Genomic DNA, 24,401 nt, shown 5'->3' on the forward strand with positions numbered 1-24,401 from the left:
ACTTTAATTTATCAAACGCATTTTTTAATAATACATATCTTATAAAAAGTAAAAGCGAGAGTAAAGAAAATACTCTCGCTTTGATTAGATTATATATCTCTTTTGCAAACAAATTACTTAGAGCGATCCTCTGCTGCAGGTACGTTATTCTTTGGGTTTTTATCGCTTTCTTTAAGTGTTTTTAGCACTTCATTGATAGCCCGATCTAGTTGCACATCTATACCTTGAGCATCTTTTCCTGGGTTTTCTGGAACATGGATATCTGGCTCTACACCATGCCCTTCTGCAAACCAGGTTCCATCGGGGTTATACATTCTAAATGTAGGCACTGTTACATATCCACCGTCTATTAATTCTGGTGATCCCGAAATTCCTATTAGTCCTCCCCAAGTTCTTGTACCAATAAGCGGTCCTATTTTTCTTTTCTTAAAATAATCGGGGAAAGCATCGCCTCCACTACCACTCCATCCATTGATAAGCATCGCTTTAGGGCCATAATGCCCTCTTGGAGGCCAGGCCCAGTCTTTTCCTTCCCTTACTTTGTAATAGCTCAATAATGGTCTGTTTAATAATTCTACAAATCTATCTGGTATTTGTCCTCCATTATTAAATCTTTCATCAATGATTAATCCATCTTTATGGTGTTGAGCATAAAACATTCTAACTAATTCTTCTTGCCCATCTATTCCTGTACTTGGCACATAAATATATCCTATTCTTCCTCCTGATTTTTTATCTACATATTTTCGCATTTCTTCAATCCAGGCAAGATTTCTCAGCCTCGCTTCACTTCTTATAGGTTGTACAAGATATTGCTTGCTATTTTTGCCATCAGGAGTTTTGCTAACTGTAATTTCTATTGTTTCATTTGCTTTTCCTTCTAATGCTACATAAGGATCTGCATATTCTGTTAATTCGATTCCATTAATACGTAATATATAATCACCTTCTTCAACTACAACTCCTGGCTTTCTAAGAGGAGATTTAACCTCTGTATCCCAAGGAGCTGGTGTAATGATTTTTTTTACTCTGTATTTTCCCTGGTGTATCTCCCAGTCAACACCCAGATAGCCTGTAGTTTTGTTAGAGCTTGATACTACGTCTCCACCACCTCTATATGTATGAGAAGCATTTAGTTCTGCAATTAATGCTCCAGTAATTTTATTTAGGTCATTTCTACTTGCTGCATATTCTATTAATGGCTCATATTTCTTTTTCATAGCTTCCCAATCCAATCCGTGTAGATTTTTATCATAGAAGAAATCTCTTTCTAAACGCCATATATCTGTAAAGATTTGTCTCCATTCTTCTTTTGGGTTAACGGTCATTTCCATTTTAGAAGTGTCTACATGATCTTCTAGCGATTGATCTTTTGCGACTTCTATAATACCCATTTTTTCTTCGCTAAACACCAAAATACTATTGTTATCAAACGAAAGTTTATAGTCGTCAACATTTTCAAGAATTGTATTTTCTTCATCTTCTTCAAAATCATAATATTTTAAGACTGATTTTTCGTCTTTTGATCCCGTTCTGGGGTGTTTCAAGAAAATAACTTTACCCTTGGCAGCACTTATTCCTCCTGTATTCCCTAGTTCTACAGGTAAAATGATCATTCTGGATTCTAGACCATTAAAATCTATGCGTATCGGTTTTACCTTTTGATCTTCTTCTTCTTTCTTTTTGTCCTTAGAATCTTCTTTCTTTTTATCCCCTTCATTTATAGCAACTACATCATTTTTTAATTCAATAGGGTGTACTGCATCTTTTGTAAGCGGAATGATTCCTATTTTGGTGGCATTAGGGTATGTCCAGCTATTATCATAATCACTATATACCGGATCAAAGGTTCTATTTGTCGTACAATAGATATACTTGTTATCGACAGAAAAAATAGGGTTACCATCATCATAAAAAGCAGAAGTGATAGTGTGTTTTTTCTTTTTATCTATATCATAAATAATGATATGCTGATTTCCATTTTCATGAGAATTTGCATAGGTAATATATTTACTGTCATTTGACCAACTCACAGAAAAACCAGATAGCCCTCCTTGAAACAATTGTATTTCCTGATCTATTTTGGTAATCGTATTATTAGTAATATTTGCCAGTTTTATATGCATTTCCTGATCTACAAAAATTAACTTTTTACTATCAGGAGACCAAAATAACTGGTATCTAAATCCCGGACCTTGCTTTGAGATTTGTTTCTCTGAGTTATTTTTAAGATCTCTCACCATTAATTCATATTCACCCGTTTTATCACTCCAATATGCAATATATCTTCCATCTGGTGACCAACTGGGATAACGCTCTGCAATGCCACTCGTGCGTGTTAGGTTTTTAGTAATCCCATCTTTTTTAGGTACAGAAAAAATATCTCCTCTGGCACCTACAATAATTCTGTTGCCATCTGGGGCAATACCAACACTATGAATGTATTTTTCTGCTTTCTTTATCTGAGGTTTTAATCCGGTAAAATCACCAATAGCACTTATAGATATTTCTTTTGTTGTTTTTGTTGCCACATCTAACAGATATAGTGTTCCTCCAGCTTCAAAAACAATTTCAGATTTTCCTATAGATGGGCGTTCAATATCAAATTCTTTAAAAAATGTAATTTGCTCGTGTTGTTTCGATTGTAAGTTATATTTCCAGATATTAAACTTTTTTGAAGCGTCTTTATCCGAAAGATAATAGAGGTCATCATTATTCCACATAGGTAGTTCATCATTACCATCGTTATTGGTAATGTTTTCAGAAGTTAAGGTTTTAAGGTTAAAAAGATAGATGTCAGACGCCATTCCTCCTCGATACCGTTTCCAGTTTCTGCTTAGCCTTGATTTATCTGTCATAGCAACAAGATCACCGTTTACATGCAGATCTAATTCTTCGACTTTGCTTATCGGTATTCTTATTGGTAATCCACCATTAACAGATATTTTAAATGCTTTAGAAAAACGTTGTTTACCGCTTTCCATTCTAGAGGTGTAGATTAAAAATTTTCCGTCTTTGGTCCATGCTTTAATATTATCAGACATTCCGTGAGTTGTAATTCGTTTAGGAATACCTCCGGTTATCGGGATTGTATATATATCATGATTTCCATCATAATTAGCATTAAACGCAATAGTTTTTCCATCTGGAGAAAATTTTCCCATTGTTTCCCGACCGGGCTTAGTTGTTAATCGATGTGCTGTGCCTCCTCGCTTATTTACAATCCATAAATCATCTGCATAAGTAAAACAGATGTGAGCATCAGAAACATCGGGATATTGAATCATTTTTGCAGGCAGCTGACCATAATTTATGTTTGGTAGCCAATACAATAAAAACAGTGTAATAATCTTTTTGAGATTTTTCATGACATAAAAGTTTTTTGATTGATATATGTTGTTTTTACTATGACCTATGAGTATTTAATATGTTACATCAAATGATCTAATTATTTGCTTGGTTTATTCATATGTCATGATATCAAAAGTATTCTAAATGACTTTTCTTTTTATGCGATTTTGACACATTAACCTACTGTTAACGTTAATATAGTATGTAATTATCAAATAATAAGGGTTTGACTAGTCTATGTTAATAGATCAGTACATGCAAATTAAAACCGGTATAAGACTAATGAGGAAATATCTTTCTACAAGTTATTTTTTGATAGAAATATCATAGGTTTGAAAAAACTAAAAGCATACCGTATCTTTGTATCCTACCCTTGCAACAAAAGATCAAATGAGTAGATTTTTTTTAGCTATTTTTCTGCTTTTGTTAGTAACAAAAATTTCAGGTCAGGAAAAAGAAAAAACAAAATATCTGGATTCAATTCAAGTTAATTTAAAACGTTCTCTTGATAGTATTTTAAAAAACACCACAAATGACCTAAATATCATAGTTTTAAAACAGAAGCTAAAAGAAATTACTCCAAAAAAACTAAAAGAAGAACATATCGGGTGGAAAGATAAGGCAAACTTTACCTTACTTTTTAATCAATCTGCATTTAACTACGACTGGCAAGGCGGAGGAACATCTAATATTGCAGGAAATGTTACGTTAAACTATGAATTTAACTACAAAAAAAATAGTCTAACCTGGGATAATAAAATTATTGCTGATTATGGACTTACTTTTTTAAGAGGAGAAGATTTTCCTCGTAAAACCAATGATAGGATTGAATTTAATACTCGATTAGGGCAAAAAATCGGTCAAGGTTTCTGGAATTATTCTTTGTTTATCAATTTTAGATCTCAATTTGATAAAGGATATAGATTTACCAAAGATCCCGATACAGAAGAGACTATTCGTACAGAAGAAACTCATTTCTTTTCTCCGGCTTTTATACAGATCGGACCAGGATTGTTATGGAAAAAAAGTGATAACCTGCACGTTAATATCGCTCCAGTCACATCTCGTATGATATTTGTAGACAAAGAATTTACCAATGTTGTAGATTATGTAGATGGTGATTATTTTGGTGTAGACGCTGGTGAAAGCTCTCGATTTGAGTTTGGTGGATCTCTTGCAGCTTATTCTAAATACACTTTGGCAAAAAATATATCTCTAGAACAACTTTTAAATCTGTACTCTAACTATATTGAAGATCCGGCCAATGTAGATATTGATTATACATTAAATATTAACTTACTTGTAAACAAATACATTACAGGTAGTTTTGTATTTCAAGCAATTTATGATGACAATGCTACCAGTGGATTTCAGATACGTGAGGTAATTGGATTAGGGCTCAAGTATAAGTTTTAAGCTTAGAGCTTGTTTAAATACCTTGCTTCCTGAAAACTACTATTTTGAGAACCATGAGGGTACTTCAAATAATTCTAATATCTCGATATGCTCATGATTTGAAGTGTACTCAGAACCTCAAACCACTGATTTTCAGTTCACATTGTAATTAAACATTCTCTTATTCTTCGATAATCTCAGGATATAAAAAGTTATTATAAGGGAAACGAGTTACATGTATATTTCGTGTTTCTTTATATACTCGTTTTCTAAAATCATCAATATTCTCTTTCTTGATAGCAGAAATAAATAAGGCATTATCTCCTATTCTACTCATCCAGGTTTGTTTCCATTCTTCTAGAGTATAATGAGCTTTGGTTCTTTCTGTAGTTAAATCATCACTATCTATTGTTTCATGTTGATAAGCATCAATTTTATTAAAAACCATCATAGTAGGTTTATCTCTACAATCAATTTCATCAAGAATTTTATTCACCGATTCGATATGATCTTCGAACTGTGGATGAGAAATATCTACGACATGTAATAATAAATCGGCTTCTCTTACTTCGTCTAATGTACTTTTAAAGCTCTCTACAAGTTGGGTAGGTAGTTTTCTAATAAAACCTACAGTGTCACTAAGTAAAAATGGAAGGTTACCAATAACTACTTTTCTTACTGTAGTGTCCAAGGTAGCAAAAAGTTTATTTTCTGCAAAAACCTCACTTTTGGCAATAACATTCATCAATGTAGATTTACCTACATTGGTATATCCTACTAAAGCTACTCTAACCAGTTTTCCTCGATTACCGCGCTGTGTTGCCATTTGCTTATCGATGGTAAGCAGTTTCTTTTTAAGCAAAGAAATCCGATCTCTAACAATACGACGGTCTGTCTCGATCTCTGTTTCTCCCGGGCCTCGCATCCCGATACCACCACGCTGCCTTTCTAAGTGAGTCCACAATCCCGTTAATCTAGGTAATAAATATTGATACTGCGCCAACTCTACCTGTGTACGGGCATAGCTGGTTTGAGCACGTTGGGCAAAAATATCAAGGATTAAATTGGTCCGATCTATAATTTTAGCCTTTAGAATACGCTCTATATTACGAAGTTGACCTGGGGATAATTCATCATCAAAAACGACAGTACCAATATCATGTTGTTCTACATAAATTCGTACATCCTCCATTTTTCCCGATCCTATAAACGTTTTAGAATTAGGCATATCCATCTTTTGGGTAAATCGTTTTACCACTTCACCTCCAGCTGTATACGTAAGAAATTCTAATTCATCCAAAAACTCTTCAAGCTTCTCTTCATCTTGGTTTTTGGTTATTATTCCTATCAAAACTGTTTTCTCGTATGCTATTTCTTCTCTTTCTAACATTAGCTACCTAATCTTCTATATCTTAATTTATTATATTGTGCCTTTAAACAAATGTACAAAAGTACAACATTTATGTACTCGGGAACCAACATTATAGCTGGTTTCTTATAAAATTAAATGCGATGGCCAATAAATTTTATTTCAGCAAAAAAAACACAAATCACTTTACCATAGCATTTTATAACCTAGAGAATTTATTCGACACCAAAGATGATCCAAAAACCTTAGACAATGATTTCTTACCTGATTCTGAAAAAAAATGGAATCGAAAACGATATGAAAAAAAAATATTCAAACTTGGTACTGCCATTTCGAATATTGGATTTTCAAAAACAAGAAAGGCTCCTGTTTTGGTTGGTGTTGCAGAAGTAGAAAATAAAACAGTTCTCAAAGATCTTATTAACTCTAAACATTTAAAACAAAAAGAGTATGGTCTTGTGCATTATGATTCTCCGGATGAACGAGGTATTGATGTAGGATTACTATATCAAAAACAATATTTTGAAGTAAAAGACTCTAAAACTATTACTGTTTTGGTAAATAATGAAATGGGAGAACGAGATTATACTCGCGATATTTTATGGGTAACCGGTGCTTTAAATCAAGAAGAAGTGCATATCTTAATAAACCATTGGCCGTCGAGAAGAGATGGTGCAGAAGGTACTGCTTATAAACGTATTGTTGCTGCAGAAAAAAACCGTGAAATCATCAACCAGATTACTGATCAAAATCCTAATGCAAAAATTATCATTATGGGGGATTTTAATGATGACCCTTTTAGCGAGAGTATTAAAAATTTGATGCAGCAAGATCTTTTTAATCCAATGGAACGCCTCCTCACTCGATACAGAGGTAGTACCAACTACAGAAGCCAGTGGAATCTGTTTGACCAAATAATCTTTAGTCATAACTTTCATCAATATGAAAAAGGAAAGCATAGTTTTTCTAATGCTGCCATCTTTGATGATGACTTCCTAAAAATCTACAAAGGTCGCTACAAGGGCACTCCTTTTAGGACTTATGCAGGAGGAAAATATAAAGGAGGATATAGTGATCATTTTCCTGTCTATATACGGTTAAGACACAATATATAGAAGGTATTATTTACCTTATTAAAAGTCTTTTACCCCTGATAAAAAGGGTAAAAGACCTAAAAAAAGTCCGAATAGTTTGAAATTCAAACTATTCGGACTTTTCTATTTTAACCTCTGTCTATATTCGCCAAATAAACCAATAATTTTAAATATGAAAACACAAAATTTTAAAAATCTAATTTTTTTATGTGCAGGACTTCTAATGTTTTCCTGCAGCAAATCTGATCTTTCTGAAACCGATGAAACATTGGTATTAGAAAAAAACGAAGTCGAAATTGTAGAGAATCAAGATGCTAAAGGAATAATACTTCCTGGATTGCTTCCTGGAATTTATGGGGATACAAATATTAATACCTATGAAAATGAGACGTATAGTTATGTTTTAACTCAGGCAGAACAAAATGCTGTTCCGAGTGGTTTAAGACGATTCAAAGTACGTTTTCAAGTATGGTCTGGCGGTGCTTGGGTACATAAAAAAACGTACAGTAACCAACCTAGTACAGTAACAGCCAAATTTCCAAAACATGGAAATAATAACACTGTCTTTTGGAGAATTGGGTTTCAGATGTATAATAAAAATACAAATGTACACTACAGCAAAAAATGGAAAACAATCTTAGTACATAATTAAACACGGTACTTACATTGTAACTTCTACACCTATTTTATAAGAACATCTGGATAGATATCTATCCAGATGTCTTTCGTGTTTATACGTATAAACACTTGCATTTCTTAATTTTTTTTTATTCCTCGACCATCTAGAGTTTTCTTTTGGTTAGGATAATAAAAAAACCATGACAGAGCAGAGTTGTCGTGAAATTCTATGGATTGATTAAAAATCGTATCTCCCTGATTTGTTCGTAGTTTCATGGTCATCAGTATGGAAACTATCCCAAAGATTATTTGCACTACTGTCTAACCATAATCTAGGCCTTGAAGTCAAACTTACATAGTCCTCATCCCCAGTAGAGGATATACCAATCTCTTTTAAGAACCAACCATCTGTTCCTTTTAATCTAATTAAAGCTGCATTAATCTCTATCCACTTAATATCATATGGTAGATTCAATCCTAGATAATAGTAATCAAAAGCACCTTCTTCTCTATCATTTCCTGGGTTGTCCAATTTCATATTATGTTTAACTATTTCTCCAGCATCAGTAAGAAAACCAACATCAAGCCTTACGGATCCATCGGTACCACAATGATTAGAACCAGAATCTTCATATGTACCTGTTATAGTAGTCACTCTATAATACCATGGTTTAGTGGGACCAGAAAAGACTGACCCTTTGTTTTCATTATTATTTTTACTATGATATTTTGCAATAGCTTCATCAAATTTGGCTAATGCTTCTGATTTACTCGTTTCAGCACTAAAACTCATATGAATTATTGGTTGTATTGCTTCTGATTGATCATCTGTTATAATAACATTACTGTTCCCTGTCGTACTCATAAAACCTTCTTTCTCATTAGCATTTACGACCTCTGCATCTACTGTAGATTTTTCGCAAGAAGCGGTCATCAAAATACATACTGCTACAAACATGTATTTTTTAAGTTTTAGTACTGTTTTCATCTTGTTTTTAAAAGTTTAGTTATAAAATATTTATCTATTATGCAGCAAATGTAAACTCAAGTATCCTATTTTATGAACCGTAGTTGATAGTCCGTAATTTTGAATTGATCAAAAATAAATTTCAATTGATAGTTTGTAATCTTTACCTACTCATTTACGGCAAAATCATGGAGTCTAAGTGATACTCTATAATTAAGAAAACTATAGCCCTCTTAAACAACTCATTGATTAGTATATAATTAGAAAAAAAAACTTGTTTTTCTTAAACTTTTTTTAACATCTCTGCCCAACAATAATCATTCTAATCCCCTAACTTGCATTACGCAAAAAATCACACAAATAAACTAATAGTCATGAAATTAAAATTACTCTTAATTCCATTCGTCATCTCCTGCCTTTTTGGGGCTCAGAATGGGTTTACTCAATCCGTATTTATTAATGAAATACACTACGACAATGCAAGTACAGATGTAGAAGAAGCTATCGAAATTGCCGGACCAGCAGGAACAGATCTTTCTGGTTGGAGTATTGTTTTGTATAACGGGTCAAATAGTACCGTTTATAATACTATTTCTATTTCGGGAGTGATTCCTGATCAACAAAATGGTTTCGGAACGATAGTAGAGATTCTTCCTGCCAATGGATTACAAAATGGTGCCCCCGATGGGATCGCAGTAATTGATAACAACAATGCAGTTGTTCAGTTTTTAAGCTATGAAGGTGTTATTACAGCAACAAATGGCCCTGCATCTGGATTAACAAGTACCGATATAGGTGTGTCAGAATCCAGTAGCACTCCCGTTGGAGCTTCTTTACAACTAGCAGGAACAGGAACATCGGCAACAGAATTTACGTGGGAAATATCTACAACCAACTCATATGGTGCCGTAAATATTAATCAGGTTTTAGGAACACCCGTTATCATACCCATGATTAACGAGTTTGTATTTAATCATACCGGATCAGATACAGACGAATTTGTAGAAATATTAGCTGGTATAGAAACAGATTTAAGCGAATATTGGTTGCTAGAAATTGAAGGAGATAGCAATGCATCTGGAGTTATTGACGAGGTAATACAATTAGGTACTACAGATGTTAATGGATATTTCACTACTACTTTTGGTAGTAATGTATACGAAAATGGTACAGTCACTCTCCTCTTGGTAAAGAATTTTACGGGTAGTTTAGGACAAGACCTTGATACCGATGACGATGGTGTTTTTGATATCACTCCCTGGGAAGAACGTATTGATGATGTTGGAGTTAACGATGGTGGTGCATCTGATCTTAACTATGCCAATGTTACCTTACTACAATCTTTTGATGGTAGCTCATTTACTGTAGGAGGAGCATCAAGATTTCCGAATGGTCAAGATACCGATGCTATTACCGATTGGAAAAGAAATGATTTTGATGGAAGTGGATTGCCGAGTTTCCCTACAGTTATAGCAGAACCGGGAGAAGCTGTTAATACGCCTAATCGAGAAAATGTAGTTATTGATGATGTTGATCCTACAGCCGTTATAGTAATTAATGAAATTGATGCAGATACCGATGGATCTGATGTTTTAGAATTTGTAGAGCTGTTTGATGGTGGGGCCGGAAACACATCTCTGGATGGATACACATTAGTATTCTTTAACGGATCTAATAATCAAAGTTATGCTGCCTATGATTTAACAGGTTCTACCACAAATACTAATGGATATTTTGTTATTGGTAATGCAGATGTTGCTAATGTTGGGATTACATTTCCTGGTAATGGGTTACAAAATGGAGCCGATGCCGTAGCACTTTATAAAACTGCAGCCTCTAATTTTCCTAACGGAAGCGTTGTTACAACAGAAAATCTAGTAGATGCAATTGTATACGATACCAATGATAGTGATGATACAGAACTATTGGTGTTACTAAATAGTGGTGAGTCACAAATAAATGAAGACGAGAAAAATGATAAGAACTTCCATTCTTTACAACGTTTTCCTAATGGATCTGGAGGATTAAGAAATACCTCAACATATACACAGGCAATTCCTACACCAGGAAGTGCAAATACAAATGCAACAGAAATAGTTAACCTTATTATTAACGAGCTGGATGCAGATACTCAAGGTTCTGATGCTTTAGAATTTGTTGAACTCTATGATGGTGGAGCCGGAAATACCTCACTTAATGGTTACGTATTGGTAAATTATAACGGAAGTAATAATACCAGTTACAATGCCATTGATTTAGATGGTTTTACTACCAATGCAGAAGGGTATTTTGTTATTGGTAATGCAGATGTTGCTAATGTAGGTCTTGTTGTTCCCGGAAATACATTCCAGAATGGTGCTGATGCTGTAGTCTTATATTTTGGTGATGCGACAAGTTTCCCTAACGGAACAGCGGTTACTACCGAAAACATCATTGATGCTATTGTATATGATACTGATGATGCTGATGATGTAGAATTATTGGTACTTCTAAATACAGATCAGCCACAGGTAAACGAAAATTCAAACGGAAACAAAGACGGAGAATCCTTACAACGAAGTCCTAATGGACAAGGAGGGGCTCGAAATACTACTTCGTATGTTGCTAAAGCTCCAACACCAGGAGCAGATAACGATGGTGTAATAGTAACACCTGGTGATCCGATCAGTATTGCAGAAGCAAGGGCAACCGCCGAGGGTACACCAGTTACTATTGCCGGAGTATTAACCGTTACCGATAGTTTTAATGGTCCTGCATTTATACAAGATGCCACTGGTGGTATCGCTGTTTTTGATGATCAGGTGCAAGCTAATGCTGCTTTAAAAGTTGGTGATTCTATTACCATAACAGGGATCAGAGCTGCTTTCAACGATCAGATTCAGATCAGTTCTGTAACAGATGTAGTAAATAATGGTCTCCCTCAAAATCCAATTATACCACTAGACATTACACTTGCAGAGCTTGCAGATCATCCAGGAGAATTAGTTCGAGTACTTAATACTACATTCCCTAATCCGGGAGATCTTTTATTCGGTAACTCTAACTTCACTCTTACCGATGCTAGTGGAAATGGAGAACTACGTGTTGATAATGATGTAGCTTCTATAGTAGGTAAAGCACAGCCTGTTACTTGCACAGAAATCACAGGTGTGATAGGTCGTTTTAGAGAATTCTTCCAGTTACTTCCAAGGCAAGCTTCAGATATTCCTTGTGCGGTAGAATTTATTCCTCCAGGAGATACAGTAGGCTTTCCTAAAGAAGATACTTTTGATGTAGTAACCTGGAATATCGAATGGTTTGGTGATGAAAACAACTCACCTGTAGGTCAAAACCCAATGTCTGATGAAATTCAAAGAGATAGTACCGCTACAGTACTTAAAAAGCTAAAAGCAGATGTATATGCCGTAGAAGAAATTGCCGATGATGTATTGTTTGAAGAATTAGTAAACCTGTTACCTGGTTATGAGTATATTTTATCTGATGCTGTTTCTCGCCCCGGTTCTGGAGGAGTATCACAAAAAGTAGGATTTATTTATAATACTGAAACCGTTTCTGTGGTCGAAACAAGAGCAATGTTTACATCTATTCATCCCCTATACAATGGTGGTGATGCATCTGCACTTGTAGATTATCCTAGCGAAACAGATCGTTTCTACGCTAGTGGAAGATTGCCTTTTTTAATGACTGCAGATGTAACTATTAATGGAGTTACAGAACGTATTGATTTGATCGCATTACATGCCAGAGCAAATAGTAGCAATGGTCCTCAAAATCGATATGATATGCGTAAATATGATGTAGAAGTATTAAAAGATTCGCTAGATGCTAATTTTGTAAACAATAAGGTTATTCTTTTGGGAGATTATAATGACGATGTAGATGAGACTGTAGCAGACACCCCATCAACCATTTCTAGTTTTCAGGAATATGTAGATGACACTGCTAATTACACGATTGTATCTTCTGCATTAAGCGAAGCAGGATTGCGATCATTCGTTTTTAGAGAAAATATGATTGATCATATTATGGTAACCAATGAACTTAATGAGGCCTATATCGAGAATTCTGTAACTGTTCATTACGACGTATATGATAATGATTATGCATTCACTACATCAGATCACTTGCCTGTTTCTGCGCGATTCTTGCTAGAACCAGAATTTGTAAACAATGATTGTTCGGGTGCATCTGTAGTAGCCTTTAATCAAGGCAAGAGAAAAGATGGTGGAAGAATATCCCGACTTAGAAGCAAGACTAAGCGTGCCTTAGGAACTCCCAGAGAAAAAAGGTATTTTAATTTTGTGAGTTTAGGGTTTGGTGGATCGATCACCATAGAACTAAACAACGAAATTTTTGATAATGCTGATACCAATGAATTCGCAGTATTCGAATCTACAGGATTCTTTGATAACATCCCTTGTAATTACTATCCAGAATCGGCAGAAGTCTTTGCTTCACAAGATGGTATCGAGTTTGTTTCTTTAGGAACAACTTGCCAGGATGGAGAATTTGATCTTGCAACAGGTAACTTACGTTCTGCAAAATATATCAAAGTTGTGGATACAAGTGATAAAGCTAATTTTCCTTGGTTTGCAGATGGCTATGATCTAGATGCTATTGTATGTCTTGAGAATGGTGAGCGTATCGCTACAAAAAATACCATGGTCTATGCAGAAAACCCCACTGCTCTGGAAAGTGAGTTACTCACCAAAGATTTCGGGTTAGAAGAAACAAGTATTTTTGTTTCTCCAAACCCATTTAAAAATCAGTTATCTATAGATTTTAAAACTCTGGTTGAAGGAGATGTAGATATCACAATTACCGATGTAACAGGTAAAACGGTATATACTCAAACGATACAACTTAATGTCGGACAATCTAAATTATCAATCGATATGAATCGTTATACAAAAGGGTTTTATGTAGTACATGCTTCTAGTACAAATGGAAAACTTAATATAACCCAAAAGATAATTAAGAAATAATTGTCAAAAACAAAATATCAACCCTGCAAAGATGACTTTGCAGGGTTTTTCATTTATAAGGGTCAAAACTTATCTTTTATAATAATATATATCGTCTAATATGATAATTCTGGAGCCTTTGATGTCCATGAAAGAGTTCCATCCTGATCATACCAGGTTTCTGTTAATTTTCCATCTTTTATCTCTAAAATAGCAAATCCATTTTTCACTCTTAATTTGTTATTTGGAGAAGGGTTCTCTAATGGAGTATGGGCATAATAATCAATGGTACTAATATTCCCATTATGGTTACCCTCTAACCATTCTGCATTACCAAATGGAATGCCAGAATGCCCCAGGCACCTAGCTAAAGTAGAGCGGCTTGCCGCAGTATTGTTATATACGACTCCATTATGAATATGACCCCAATACCACACTTCGGGATGTCTTCCCATAAGAGAATCTTTAACAACATCATTCCATAACGAATTTGTATACTTTCCTTGTACATCCATTGGGTTATGGTGAGTAAGCAGTATTATTTTTTTACCCTTAGACTGTGTAGCTATAAATCCTTCTGGTCCTGATTGATATGTATCATTGATTACTCCATCCATATACATATCTGTTGCATTATAAGCAGAATCCAGACCTATAATTACCCAATCTCCATAGGTAATAGAAAAATAGGTTCCTCCTTTTTGCTTCTCAAAAACTGAAGATGCAAGTGCTGTTTTATATAAACCATTTGCACCATCATACATTTCGTGATTAGAATTAAGAGTAAAGTTGCCAAGAGGAGCAGGTTTCCAACAGTTTAATAAATTATTTTGTTCTTCAGATTCAAGACCTGCATAATATACATCTCCCAGGTGAATCATAATATCCGGGGTCTGTTTCGCAATTTGTTGCATCACCATTTGCGATGGGCTATCTGGTAAATTTCCATCCTTGTATTTTCCTGTTCCCCAATCTCCAAATAATGCAATTTTTAATGACGGTTGGGAAGAAGGGGTTATTTTAATTGTAGTTGGAGGATCATTATGAACAAATGGATGTATTTTTTTAGGGAAAAATCGATAGTATAAAAAATTGAGTATTGCCAATGGCCACCCTGTTCCTTTTGGGTCACCCATATCCAATTCGGCATACTTGGCTGTAGAGACCAGAGAACCATCGCCTGTTAATTTGCCTTCGCCTTCCCAAATTGTCCACCAATGATCCCATTCTTTAGTTGTGATTTTTGAAGCAGGCATTTTTAAAAATTTCAAAATAGGCTTTAACCAAGAAGGCGCCTTGTTGTTTAGGTAATACAAGACCCATCCAAATTCAATACTCTCGTCGGCGCCAGGAGGTAGCGGCGGAGGTGGTGTTTCAGTGTTCATTAATTGAATAAGAAGGTCTTCTGATTTCTGAAAAGTAACCCAGAAATGAGTTTCTACTACAACTCCTTTTTGTACGGCCTCTTGCAATTCTTTTTGGATCTGTTCTAATGTTTTTTGTGAAGATTCCATTTTAGTTTTGTTTTAGATAGTATTAATGAAAAGTTTAATAACCCAGAAGAGATACTAAAAATCTAATCAGGGTTTAACGAGGTATAATATGAGATATTCAAATACTAAAACATCTGATCAAGAGAGGTGCTCACCAGATATTGTTGCGGAGTAGTATCAAGTAGTTTTCTACTATAAAAACCTCATAACAAAATCCTGTAAAATCTTGATTATGAGGCAATTTTATTTAAATGTAAAGAAAATAATTTAATTAGAAGGAGGTTTTCGAGAAAACCTCCTGAAATTATAATAGATCAAAAAAGCTTAATTATTAGATTCGGTCTTTTTACTATTTACCTTTTTTTTTCAAAACATATATAACACATTGTTTTTCAGAAATATAACATTACTGATTCTCCCAAAAAAAAACATCCAAATACCTGTTTTTATCCAGAGTTTATGACTAGTCTATATATAGTTAATTAACCCATTTTTATATAGTGATTTTCCTGAACATCAAAGTTAAATAATTGATAATCAATAAATTATAATTTAGTAATATTAAGAATGCTATTATGTGTTTTTATAGGTAGATAGATTTGAATACTTTTAAAATTGAAATCAATAGAGATTAAATATTTCTTTATTTGATACTACTCCACTCTAATGGTTAGAATCCCACAATGATTATAGTATCATTAGGACAAAACCATCCAATAGGTAAGAAACAAAAATATACCTGGCGCCGAAAGTAACTGTTTCTAAAAGAATGATCTCATGAATCCTTGTAGGCTTCAAAAACTAACTTATTTAATAATCTTAAAACTAAATCAAAATGAAAAAATGGAAATTATTAGCGCTTTGCGCTATTATTGCTGGATTTATTTCGTCTTGCCAAAAAGATGAAGTTACAAATGAAGCACCAGAACAGGTAAAAATAGAACCCACAAAAGCACAACTCGAGAAGTTGCATAATATGGGGGTGAATACTGATAATGTTACGATTGAAGATTTTACCTTTTTAGACGGTTCTTCTGCAAAACACTTGGTTTCAGGAGATATTACAGTTCCAATAGCAGATTTAAACAAATATCCGGAACTAGAGTCTCGTGATGATGATAGTAAACAATACCGAACACCCAACCTAGTATCTCCACCCAATAGAAATATTAAGATTCTTGGGTATACAGGGGGCGGTTTTGCATTAACTCCTAAGATGAAAACAGCTTTATCATGGGCGGTTTTCAACTATAATGTGTTACCCAACACCCTTAATTTTACGCTTAGTTATGGTACTAATGTTGCGGCTGCAGATATTGTAGTTTATAAAATCGCAGGAGCTGCAGGTGGAATAGCTGGATTTCCTACTCCCGCAGGAAAACCATACAAATGGGTTAGAATCAGAGCAGGAACAGATGCATATAGTACTAATGTAAATGAACATGTAATCGGTCATGAGATTGGACACTGTATTGGATTCAGACATCAAGATTGGTATAACCGTCAAAGTTGCGGATATACTGGCACTCTACCTGCCGAGTCTACTGCTATTTGGATACCGGGAACTCCTTGGTCTCCCAATGCAGATTCTATTATGTTGGCATGTTTTGGTGCTGGAGAAGATGGAGAATTAACTCCTACAGATAAAACAGCATTAAATATACTATACTAATGGTATTCTTTTGAGAGATAACAATAAATCTCCAGAGCAAAACTCTGGAGATTTATCATAACAGATACCATTCAGAAATTTTGAAAAATTAAACGACTTAAATATTCTTAAAACTAAAACAAAATGGAAAAGTTTAAACTATTAGTATTTTGCATTATTATTGCTGGATTTTTTTGGTCTTGTGATAAAAATGAGGTTGCTAATGAAATACCCGAACATGTAATTTTGAAGCCTACAAAAGCACAACTTGAGAAGTTATCTGCCATGTTTATAAACACAGATAATGTTGTTCTTAAAGATATTACCACCTTAGACGGAACCAAAAAAAAGTATTTGGTTTCAGGAGATATTTTAATCCCTGTACTTGATTTAAAAAATTATAGCAAATTAAAACCTAAAATAACTAACCAAAAGCAATTCCGGTTTCAATACATAGTATCACCACCTTATAGGGTTATTGATATCCTTGGGTATACGGGTTCTGGATATGCTCTCACTAGTAAAATGCAAACAGGTTTGCGATGGGCTGTAAATAACTATAATAGCTTAGGTAATTCACTACGTTTCAGATTAACCTTTGGTACTGATTTTAGTTCGGCAGATATGGTAGTTTATAATAATAATCAACCAGGTGGTGGTGGTGCAGCTTCAATCCCTAACGCAGCGGGTAGACCCGGTAAGTATATCCAAATTAATGCCGGCACAAATAGTTTTAGTACTAATGTGGTAGAGCATGTAATGACTCATGAAATAGGACATGCCATAGGACTAGCTCATCAAGATTGGTATAACCTTCAGAGTTGCGGGTATACTGGTCCTGTGCCTGCCGGACCTGCACCTATTTGGATACCGGGAACTCCTTGGTCCCCATATACAGATTCTGTTATGTTAGCCTGTTTTAGTACTTCTGCAGATGGTGAATTAACAGCTACTGATATTCTGGCATTAAATATATTATACTAATGAGAATATTCTTATGACCGAAAAATAATAAGCTATAATCTGGCACAGAAGAGTCGAGGTAAAACATATAAACAAATCCATTATGAAGGATTTTAGATTCGGCTCCTATCTAACACCAAGATTATAGCTTAACTACTAATTCTATCTGAATAGATAAGAAGTTTAATGACCTAAAACACTAATCTTTAATCGCTATTCCTTTAAAAAAAGTATAACAAAATGCGCCTCCTCCTTCGGCAGTCTTATACAAATCATTAATACCCCTGTTCATTTCTTCTTTGCTAATAATTTTCTTTGCTAGTGCTTCTTCTGTAACTCCTTTTACCATAGCGGTAAAAGTATTTTTAATAAACCCATCTAGTAATTCGGGTTTAGAATCATCAACATATACCTGCCTGGGAGAAATAGTGATATTCTTAAATCCCGAATCAAGTAACAACGGATATAGCGCTCTGCCAATATTAGCATTCCCTCCTTTTTGTTGTTGTAAAGTTACTTGTGCCTGGACCACTTTTTGCGCACATAGACTATCTGGGTAAAAATATGCAGAACCATGATCTCCTTCAATTATCATAAGTGTTCCCCCGGGTTTAAGAACTCTCTTTAGTTCCTGCATAGCTTCTTTTGGGTGGGACATATGTTCTAAAACAAAGCAAACAAAAATGTGATCAAAATGATCATCTTTAAAAGGTAAGTTTAACAAATCGGCAACCTTAAATTCTACATTCTTGATGTCGTGCTCTTTGATTGATTCCTCTGCTTTTTCTAATGAGGCAGTAGACAGATCTACAGAAACAAAAGTCGAATCTAAGTTCTTTTTTGCTATAATTTTGGTTTGTGCCCCAACGCCACAACCAGCTTCAAGAATTAGAGAGCCTTTTTTCCATTTTGAGTCCCAATGTAAAAGCTCTGCAATAGAATTAGCCTGGTCATTTAATCGAGTTGTTTCTTCCTGAGAATATCCATGAATATAATTCTTCATGTGATCTTGATTTATTTCCTGGATAGTACTTTCTGCCTGTTTCAAGCGTTCGAGTATTTCTTTACTGGCATCTCGCAACTCTTTACCAGGCGTAGTAAACACCAATTGATTATTAACTCTATAAAAGATTTGGGTACCTAAGCGAGATTCTAATTCTTTAAGTTGATGACTTAATGCCGATTGTGTAAGAAAAAGTTTTTCTGCTGCATTTTTTAAGGTTCCTACTTCTGCAACAGTATCAATAAGTTTTAAATGACGGATTTCTATACTAGCCATTATTTCTGCTTTTTTTATGCAAAATACAACGCTTCGCTAAAAGCTAACGACAAAAGAATATGAAAAAAAATAATAGTGTACCTGAATAGAATTCAACCGTTTACAAAAATTATCTTTAATCAGACCTCATAGGTCTTAGAGACCTGTGAGGTCTGTAATAACTATATTTTAACTAATCTATTCTAAAGTATAACGTTCTTCAATTTTTACTTTTCCATTAAGTGTGCATACTCAAAATTAGATATGTCACCAAACAAAGAGAGTATAAACTCTCTACTGAGCTTGGAATGTTTAGAAGATAAAAAACTTTGATATGAAGAGAATGGATATGCTCTGAAATCTGAAGCCATCCTGTGGTGTTCTGGATTTAAATGTACATAGATGATAAGTTGTTTCAAATATATTTCATTATCTATTTTCTTTCTTGAAAATCTATCTTTGAACAAACTTCCATTTCTATCATAAGCTTTGTTGATCGCTTTAGCATAGGTATTAAACATATTCGAAAATTTCTGTGAAATCAGCTTTCCTTCAACATCGGTATTTGTCTTAATTACTAAATGAAAATGATTCTTCAGTAAGCAATATGCATAAACTTCGCAGATATCGTTACAATACTTCTCAAGAAGGCTCAAAAAGTACGTATAGTTGCGCTCTTCTTTAAAAATATCTTCTTTATTGTTTCCTCTATTGTATATATGAAAATAAGTATCAGGTACTAATGGTTCGTATTTCATTTTTCTATTTTTTAATTTAGACCTCACAGGTCTTAGAGACCTGTGAGGTCTGATTAGGTCTTGATCATTACATCTTATTTTCCAGTAATTTTTATATCATCAATATGGTATCGTGTAGTGGCTCTGGGGTCACCACCAATATATCGAAAACCTATACGAATGGTTCCCTCCAAACAAGATAACCCAATAGGCCCTGCAGGTGTAGAATTGCCAAAAGCGTTTAATGGCCCTCTTGGGATCATAGCATCAAGCTTTATCCAAGATGTAGTTGTGGGGTCCCCTGTAAAATTATCGGCCGCAAAAACCTCAAGAATATTTCCGTTATCATATCCCGCCTGAAGATCAAAATGTAAAACCTCATCTGTTGAGGTGCTTATATCGATATCAGGAGTAATAAACCATACTTCATATAAACTTTCTTTTGACCTATATCCTGTTATTTGTGCATATTGATTTTCACCAAAATTACCTATCTTATATTTTAACTTTCCTCCTGTGATATTACTATTCATCCATCCAGAATCTTCTAGGTCACCAATTTTGAGATCAGTAAAATCTTCTTCAAATAATATCATAACTCCTTCAGAAATTGCCGGGCATTCTAAAACTGTAGGGTCACATCTCGTTTCATTATCAAATACTAACCCTCGCGGATCATTAAGTACTAAGTTATATGTGTTTCCTAAAAAGTTTTTAGTTAATATTCCTTCAAAACTTCCTTGTTGACTTGGTAGTTTAAGGCCTTTAAAGTCTGAAAAAGTACTCGTGCTAATTATCGTGTTTCTTCCTGTTGCACAACTCTCTACAATACGTTCTCCATCAAACTTATCATAATTTTCTGCTGCAAAAGTAAAGGTGTTATCTTCTAAAACCAGATTTTTAGTAAACTGAATATTGTTTACTTTGATGTATACGTTTACCAGCTTATCGGTAAAATCTTCAATTGTGATTTCTAGCGGAGTTATGGCAGCCGTTTCTGTAGACCTTATCACAACTTCTTCTATAAAAAAAGAAGGGATTGCACCAATAGTATTTCCTTCTGAAATTCCAAGAGTTGGAATCCCATTTTCTATCCCAAGAGACAAACCATCTAGTTTGATATATACTTTACGTCCAAATTCATAGGTAGTAAATAATGGATTATCATCTATTAATACCCGAATACCTGCAGAAGGATTAGTATGTTTATCCTGAAGCACCAATTCTTTATAAAAATTACTGGCTTTATCACTGGATACTACGTAACCCTGGATAAAATTGTTAGTATCTTCAAAAACTACTTTAGCATTTTCTCCATCTTCTACAAGTTTTTGTCCCAGAATACCGAGTATTGCGTCAATTGTAATTAGTGTACCTTCAATTTGTGGTTCGTCTATGGTAACCGGAGATATTTTAAATTCATCTTCTGGTGAGCAAGCCATAATTGTACATGATACAATTAAAATCCAAAAAAAATTCTTTGTGTTCATTTTATATTATATTTTTTGTTGTGTTTATTGTTCTTATTATGATAGTAGACCTCACAGGTCTTAGAGACCTGTGAGGTTTGAAACTAAAATCTTACATATACATTAAGGTAGTAGGAAGTGCCATACCCATAAAAGTACTTTGACCCATAAACAGGAGTATCACGTTGTAATTCTTCTAAAGCCAATCGGTAATTTGCATTTCTGGCTTGTTCAAATCCTCCTGTTTTATATTCTTGATCAAGAATATTATTTATAGAAGCAAAAAAACCAATGTAGTATTTCTTGATTCTCCAGGATTTACCACCAATAGCATTTACAAGAAAGTAGTCTTTAAACTGCTCTTGTTGTAAAAGTTGTTTTGCAACATCCTCATCATAATCATTAAAAGGTAGCCCATCTGTATCTTGATAAAAATTCGCGGTTCTTGCAAAAGGGCTTATGTTAATATAAGCATTAGAAAAATAATTGGTGGTAGCCCCAAACCACCAAAAATCTGGGTCACGATACTCAAAACCTAATTGTCCTGCCCGTTGAGGTCCTCCTGCAATATGATATCCTTTTAATGCTGATTTTCCGAGACTTTGTATTCCTTCAATATCTGAAAATGCTTCACTAGTACTGGTTAAGACTAAGTCTGGATCATTATCAAATACAAAACTACCAACTGCCGCTGCTCCTTTAATTTTAATAGTGGGGGTGATCTGGTATTCAATCCCAAATTCTCCTCCGATATATCGTTTATCTGTGTCGGTAAGTATTTCCTGAACAAACCCCACATTTGATCCTGAAATAGCTTCGGTAAAAAAGAAAGAAATATTCGTAGCATCCAAAATCTTAGAATAATATCCTGTTAATCTGGCTTTGATCTTGGAAGAACGAAATATATAACTACCATCTACAGATTGGATTTTTTCACTTTCCTGATCTTCTCCTATTAATTTTGCTATGGTGCTATTATTATATCTTGCATTTGCAAAAGCGTTACGAATTGTAGGTGGTTTATTGAAATAGACACTTTGTAGTTTAATAAAATGATGCCCGTTGATCGCAATGGTAGCCCCTCCTTTTACTCCATAATTCATAAAACTTAAAGCTTCACTTTTTCCAAAGGAATCGTTTCCAGGAAAATATCCATTTTCAAACAAACCATTTCTTTGATATAATGTTTGCGAAATTGTTCCACCTAAAAAGAAATTAACTCTTTTCAACTTAAATTGTCCTTGAAGAAATCCATTAATCGCAGAGGCCTTAATCTCATAATTATAATCATAACGACCTCCTACTCCCACAATACGGTTCGGGTTGCGTAAATCACTCTGCGCTCTATTGGCTAATTCTGAAGAAGTTAATCCTGTTGAAGATAATGCAAATACATCAACATCCAGAAAACCAGGACCACCCAAAAGATCTGTTACCTCAGCAAAATTTTGACTCTTTAAATTCTTGTATCCAATCGCCCCATTTAATGTAATGTATGTATTGAATTGACTATTTAATATCATATTGCCACTCAACAAGGCGTCATCTGTTCTATCCTCATATAAGATATATGTTGAGTTATTACCTTTTTGCGCATTTTGTTGATTGGTTTGTAATATATCACCCCAGTTTAATTGCCCATTATTAATGAGGTGTTGTTGTGCCAAAAAAGCATTTTGATAATCCAGAGGAGTCGGATTAGGACCTTCTAAAAAAGAACTTGGCATATTATCCGGATGCACAGGATTGGTGTTTGCGCTTCTTCCTCCTCCAATATAGGTTTGTTGCCCATTTGGACCGATTATTAAATCACTTCCTCCATTATCTATTCTACTATTAGCAATTTTACCAGTTTGAAAAGCTATATTAGTTTGTAAATGTGTGTGTTTTGATATGCTCCAATAATGGTTTAACATAAAGACTGGTTCTTCTATTTTTCGCTCTTTAGAGTTCCTTATTTCTCCGTTTAGGTGTCCCCAGTTAGGGTTATATTTGTTTCCTTTAAGATTAAATACTTCATCTGTAATTGCTGTAGATCTTCCTCTACGATTTGGAGTATAAAAACCCGTTAGATTTAAGCTGTGTTTCTTCCCTAATTTTTTTTCAATTGAAACAAAAAATGAATTTGAGTCGTATAAGGTTCCTTCAACAAAACCTTCTTTTCCATATCTTCTGGATAAGGATACAGAGAAGGCCCATCCTTTTGCTGTAACCCCAGAATTATACGTTCCTATTACTCTCCCCTGGTAACTACGGTTAGAAATAGCATAAGATATTTTGCCTCCTTTGCGGTACTTAGAAGCTCTCATAATGATGTTAGAAGTTCCTGAAAGATCTCCAAATGTATAGTCATTCTCTGAAATCCCTAGTGAGAATTCCTGATTATGTTGTACATCATTTAATCCTCCCCAATTGCTCCATTGTGGTCTTCCATTAAAAAATTTGTTCATTTCGATCCCATTGATCAGGATTTTTCCGTTCTCATTTCCTAAACCTCTGGGACGAAAAAAAGTTGAGCTAAAATCAAATGCTGCAGCAGTAAGAAATACATCTCGGGTAGATTGAAGTAATCCCGAAACACTAAAATATATATCATTATCTTCATCCAATTCATGATCCGAAAGGCTAATCGTACCTATTTGTCGTTGTTCTGTATTAAAATCAAATTGTAAGTCTATTTTTTTAAGATCCAGAACATTTCCTTCACTAATTATAATAGGAAAACGTTTGGTTATATATCCTTGTTTCGATAAAATAAGTACTTGCTCCCCCAAAGGAAGTTTGGTGTCTCTAAAATCAAATTCACCAAAAGTAGTAGTAAGCACCCTAACTTTTGTTTTTTTAATAGATACTGTAACTTTTTCAAGATTTGCACCAGAAATGGCATCAATAATTTTTCCTTTTAGCCCAGTTTGTTGGGCATATACGCTTAAAACACTGCAAAAGAACAGTAGTAATATATTATATTTTGAATTGAAAAGAGTATAGTTCATAGTATGTGATATATAGAGTTGAATAACTCAAAATGATACTGAGTTTCATATTAGTAAAGAGCAAGTATAAAATATCCCA

14 protein-coding genes are annotated in these 24,401 nt (G+C 34.3%); 6 read left to right on the plus strand and 8 right to left on the minus strand.

Annotation, left to right across the window (positions count from 1 at the left end; all coding sequences use genetic code 11):
- Positions 1-113: 113 nt before the first annotated feature.
- A complete protein-coding gene (locus tag DK441_RS11415; protein ID WP_109098840.1) occupies positions 114-3,368 on the minus strand; it encodes a S41 family peptidase in 3,255 nt (1,084 codons plus the stop codon).
- Between the two features lie 373 nt (positions 3,369-3,741).
- On the opposite strand from DK441_RS11415, the gene DK441_RS11420 reads away from it, so the two are divergent.
- On the plus strand, positions 3,742-4,767 hold the full coding sequence (locus DK441_RS11420; protein ID WP_109098892.1) for a DUF3078 domain-containing protein: 1,026 nt from the start codon (positions 3,742-3,744) through the stop codon (positions 4,765-4,767).
- Positions 4,768-4,927: 160 nt separating this feature from the next.
- On the opposite strand, the gene hflX is transcribed toward DK441_RS11420, so the two are convergent.
- Complete coding sequence (gene hflX, locus DK441_RS11425) at positions 4,928-6,136, minus strand: GTPase HflX (protein ID WP_109098841.1); 1,209 nt, start codon at positions 6,134-6,136, stop codon at positions 4,928-4,930.
- A 122-nt stretch (positions 6,137-6,258) separates the two neighbouring features.
- Here hflX and DK441_RS11430 point away from each other — a divergent pair, with 122 nt between their 5' ends.
- Together DK441_RS11430 and DK441_RS11435 are read left to right on the plus strand one after the other, a co-directional pair.
- Positions 6,259-7,230 carry an endonuclease gene (locus DK441_RS11430; protein ID WP_109098842.1) on the plus strand — a complete coding sequence of 324 codons (972 nt, stop codon included), beginning with the start codon at positions 6,259-6,261 and terminating at the stop codon, positions 7,228-7,230.
- 151 nt (positions 7,231-7,381) lie between these two features.
- A complete protein-coding gene (locus DK441_RS11435) occupies positions 7,382-7,861 on the plus strand; it encodes a hypothetical protein (RefSeq protein ID WP_109098843.1) in 480 nt (159 codons plus the stop codon).
- A gap of 204 nt (positions 7,862-8,065) precedes the next feature.
- On the opposite strand, the gene DK441_RS11440 is transcribed toward DK441_RS11435, so the two are convergent.
- Positions 8,066-8,815 carry a hypothetical protein gene (locus DK441_RS11440; RefSeq protein ID WP_109098844.1) on the minus strand — a complete coding sequence of 250 codons (750 nt, stop codon included), beginning with the start codon at positions 8,813-8,815 and terminating at the stop codon, positions 8,066-8,068.
- Between the two features lie 353 nt (positions 8,816-9,168).
- Between DK441_RS11440 and DK441_RS11445 the strand changes: the two genes are divergently transcribed.
- Complete coding sequence (locus DK441_RS11445; protein WP_109098845.1) at positions 9,169-13,779, plus strand: DUF5689 domain-containing protein; 4,611 nt, start codon at positions 9,169-9,171, stop codon at positions 13,777-13,779.
- A 95-nt stretch (positions 13,780-13,874) separates the two neighbouring features.
- On the opposite strand, the gene DK441_RS11450 is transcribed toward DK441_RS11445, so the two are convergent.
- On the minus strand, positions 13,875-15,272 hold the full coding sequence (locus DK441_RS11450; protein WP_109098846.1) for a metallophosphoesterase: 1,398 nt from the start codon (positions 15,270-15,272) through the stop codon (positions 13,875-13,877).
- A gap of 814 nt (positions 15,273-16,086) precedes the next feature.
- On the opposite strand from DK441_RS11450, the gene DK441_RS11455 reads away from it, so the two are divergent.
- Both DK441_RS11455 and DK441_RS11460 read left to right on the plus strand, forming a co-directional pair.
- Complete coding sequence (locus DK441_RS11455; protein ID WP_109098847.1) at positions 16,087-16,923, plus strand: M57 family metalloprotease; 837 nt, start codon at positions 16,087-16,089, stop codon at positions 16,921-16,923.
- A 123-nt stretch (positions 16,924-17,046) separates the two neighbouring features.
- A complete protein-coding gene (locus DK441_RS11460) occupies positions 17,047-17,886 on the plus strand; it encodes a M57 family metalloprotease (RefSeq protein WP_109098848.1) in 840 nt (279 codons plus the stop codon).
- Between the two features lie 178 nt (positions 17,887-18,064).
- Here the strand turns inward: DK441_RS11460 and DK441_RS11465 are convergent, their stop codons facing one another.
- From DK441_RS11465 to DK441_RS11480, 4 genes are all read right to left on the minus strand, one after another.
- Complete coding sequence (locus tag DK441_RS11465) at positions 18,065-19,144, minus strand: methyltransferase domain-containing protein (protein ID WP_109098849.1); 1,080 nt, start codon at positions 19,142-19,144, stop codon at positions 18,065-18,067.
- A gap of 206 nt (positions 19,145-19,350) precedes the next feature.
- Positions 19,351-19,881, minus strand: coding sequence for a transposase (locus tag DK441_RS11470; protein ID WP_109098850.1), 531 nt, complete (start codon positions 19,879-19,881; stop codon positions 19,351-19,353).
- A 74-nt stretch (positions 19,882-19,955) separates the two neighbouring features.
- Positions 19,956-21,350 (minus strand): DUF5689 domain-containing protein, encoded by a 1,395-nt coding sequence (locus DK441_RS11475; protein WP_160112060.1) that lies wholly within the window; start codon positions 21,348-21,350, stop codon positions 19,956-19,958.
- 83 nt (positions 21,351-21,433) lie between these two features.
- Positions 21,434-24,322, minus strand: a complete 2,889-nt coding sequence (locus DK441_RS11480; RefSeq protein ID WP_109098852.1) for a TonB-dependent receptor — start codon at positions 24,320-24,322, stop codon at positions 21,434-21,436.
- Positions 24,323-24,401 lie beyond the last annotated feature (79 nt).

The sequence above is a fragment of the Aquimarina sp. AU58 genome (assembly GCF_900312745.1).
In the GTDB taxonomy this organism is placed as follows: Bacteria; Bacteroidota; Bacteroidia; order Flavobacteriales; family Flavobacteriaceae; genus Aquimarina; species Aquimarina spinulae.

Bases quoted from the DNA above. Each gene is read 5' to 3' on its own strand.
- DK441_RS11445 (WP_109098845.1), top strand. From the start codon at position 9,169: ATGAAATTAAAATTACTCTTAATTCCATTCGTCATCTCCTGCCTTTTT.
- DK441_RS11435 (WP_109098843.1), top strand. From the start codon at position 7,382: ATGAAAACACAAAATTTTAAAAATCTAATTTTTTTATGTGCAGGACTT.
- DK441_RS11440 (WP_109098844.1), bottom strand. From the start codon at position 8,815: ATGAAAACAGTACTAAAACTTAAAAAATACATGTTTGTAGCAGTATGT.
- DK441_RS11460 (WP_109098848.1), top strand. From the start codon at position 17,047: ATGGAAAAGTTTAAACTATTAGTATTTTGCATTATTATTGCTGGATTT.
- DK441_RS11480 (WP_109098852.1), bottom strand. From the start codon at position 24,322: ATGAACTATACTCTTTTCAATTCAAAATATAATATATTACTACTGTTC.
- DK441_RS11450 (WP_109098846.1), bottom strand. From the start codon at position 15,272: ATGGAATCTTCACAAAAAACATTAGAACAGATCCAAAAAGAATTGCAA.
- DK441_RS11475 (WP_160112060.1), bottom strand. From the start codon at position 21,350: ATGAACACAAAGAATTTTTTTTGGATTTTAATTGTATCATGTACAATT.
- DK441_RS11420 (WP_109098892.1), top strand. From the start codon at position 3,742: ATGAGTAGATTTTTTTTAGCTATTTTTCTGCTTTTGTTAGTAACAAAA.
- DK441_RS11455 (WP_109098847.1), top strand. From the start codon at position 16,087: ATGAAAAAATGGAAATTATTAGCGCTTTGCGCTATTATTGCTGGATTT.
- DK441_RS11430 (WP_109098842.1), top strand. From the start codon at position 6,259: ATGGCCAATAAATTTTATTTCAGCAAAAAAAACACAAATCACTTTACC.
- hflX (WP_109098841.1), bottom strand. From the start codon at position 6,136: ATGTTAGAAAGAGAAGAAATAGCATACGAGAAAACAGTTTTGATAGGA.
- DK441_RS11415 (WP_109098840.1), bottom strand. From the start codon at position 3,368: ATGAAAAATCTCAAAAAGATTATTACACTGTTTTTATTGTATTGGCTA.
- DK441_RS11470 (WP_109098850.1), bottom strand. From the start codon at position 19,881: ATGAAATACGAACCATTAGTACCTGATACTTATTTTCATATATACAAT.
- DK441_RS11465 (WP_109098849.1), bottom strand. From the start codon at position 19,144: ATGGCTAGTATAGAAATCCGTCATTTAAAACTTATTGATACTGTTGCA.